Here is a 1,223-nt window from a genome sequence, read left to right on the forward strand (position 1 = left end):
GTGAGCGTCATCCGGCGACCACGCACTGAGGGCTGATCTGGTCGGCTAGGAAGATCTCGTGGATTGTTTCGTCACGAGGTCACCATGTCAAAAGATAGTTGTAAGGATGGCGATAAGGATAGGCATGCGCGTATCCTTGAGGACGGCTCCGACACGCTGCAGCGCGTCGAGATCATCACGGGGACCGGCCGACGACGGCGCTGGTCGACCGATGCGAAAGCGGCGATTGTCGCGGAGAGTTTCGCGCCGGGTGCAAGCGCTTCCGGGGTGGCGCGGCGACACGACATCAGCCCGAGCCTGTTGTTTCTTTGGCGTCGTCAGGCAACGCGGGCGAAGCTCGCGGAGCGCAGGGATGGAGGCGTGCCATCAGGCTTTGTGCCGGTCGCGATCACGGGCTGCGGGGGCAAATTGCCGCCATGCGAGGAGCAGGGGGCGATTGAGATCGACGTCGGCGTGGTTCGCATCCGTGTCGTGGGAACGGTCGACCGGCGAGCACTCTGCGAGGTGCTTGCGGCAGTCAGGACGGTTGGCCGATGATCGGGCTCCGCGCTGGGTTATCGATCTGGATCGCGACGCAGCCGGTCGATTTCCGTCGCGGCATGGACTCGCTGGCGATGCTGGTGAGCGAAGCGTTTGGAGCCAATCCGTTCGACGGCGGGCTGTGGGTGTTTCGCTCCAAGCGCCGAGATCGCGTGAAGATCCTGACCTGGGACGGAAGCGGCCTTGTTCTTTACTACAAGAGAATCGAAGGGCAGTTCAGCTGGCCGCCGATCAAGGAAGGCGTCATGCCGCTATCTCATGCTCAGCTCTCGGTGCTGCTCGACGGCTCGGACTGGAAGCGTGTGCCGATGCGGGTTGTGGATCAACCAACACGAGCTGGTTGATCATCATCAAGAGTAGTTCGGCATTCATGCTGAGCTGTAGTAGAACGCGCTGCATGATTGATTTGCCTTCCGATCCAGCATTGCTCCAGAAAGCCGTGACGGCGCTGTCGTCACGGCTTGCCGTGTTGTCGGCGGAATGCAGCACGCTGGCGGCTGAGCGTGATGCAGCGATCGCCCAGCGCGATGCTGCGATCCAGGAGAACGACAAGCTCCTGGTGATCCTGTCGCAGTACAAGCGCACGATCTTCGGTCCCCGGTCCGAGACACTGGATCCCGGACAGCTATCTCTCTTCACCATCACGGCGCAGGCGGCTGGTCCGGCCGCCAACGACGACGTGA

3 protein-coding genes are annotated in these 1,223 nt (G+C 62.1%); all 3 read left to right on the forward strand.

Going from position 1 to position 1,223, the window contains the following annotated elements; genetic code table 11:
* Window positions 1-84 precede the first annotated feature (84 nt).
* Window positions 85-537 (forward strand): IS66-like element accessory protein TnpA, encoded by a 453-nt coding sequence (tnpA, locus tag AC5ZGW_RS46330; RefSeq protein ID WP_130231960.1) that lies wholly within the window; start codon window positions 85-87, stop codon window positions 535-537.
* The gene (gene tnpB / locus AC5ZGW_RS46335; protein WP_130231958.1) at window positions 534-884 is read left to right on the forward strand and encodes an IS66 family insertion sequence element accessory protein TnpB; all 351 of its coding nucleotides are present in this window, start codon (window positions 534-536) and stop codon (window positions 882-884) included. The genes tnpA and tnpB overlap by 4 nt, the downstream gene beginning before the upstream one ends.
* 53 nt (window positions 885-937) lie before the next feature.
* On the forward strand, window positions 938-1,223 hold a 286-nt coding region (locus tag AC5ZGW_RS46340; RefSeq protein WP_496114175.1), incomplete at its 3' end, for a transposase domain-containing protein.

Source organism: Bradyrhizobium sp. Crot121, assembly GCF_059512385.1.

Bases quoted from the DNA above. Each gene is read 5' to 3' on its own strand.
- tnpB (WP_130231958.1), top strand. From the start codon at position 534: ATGATCGGGCTCCGCGCTGGGTTATCGATCTGGATCGCGACGCAGCCG.
- tnpA (WP_130231960.1), top strand. From the start codon at position 85: ATGTCAAAAGATAGTTGTAAGGATGGCGATAAGGATAGGCATGCGCGT.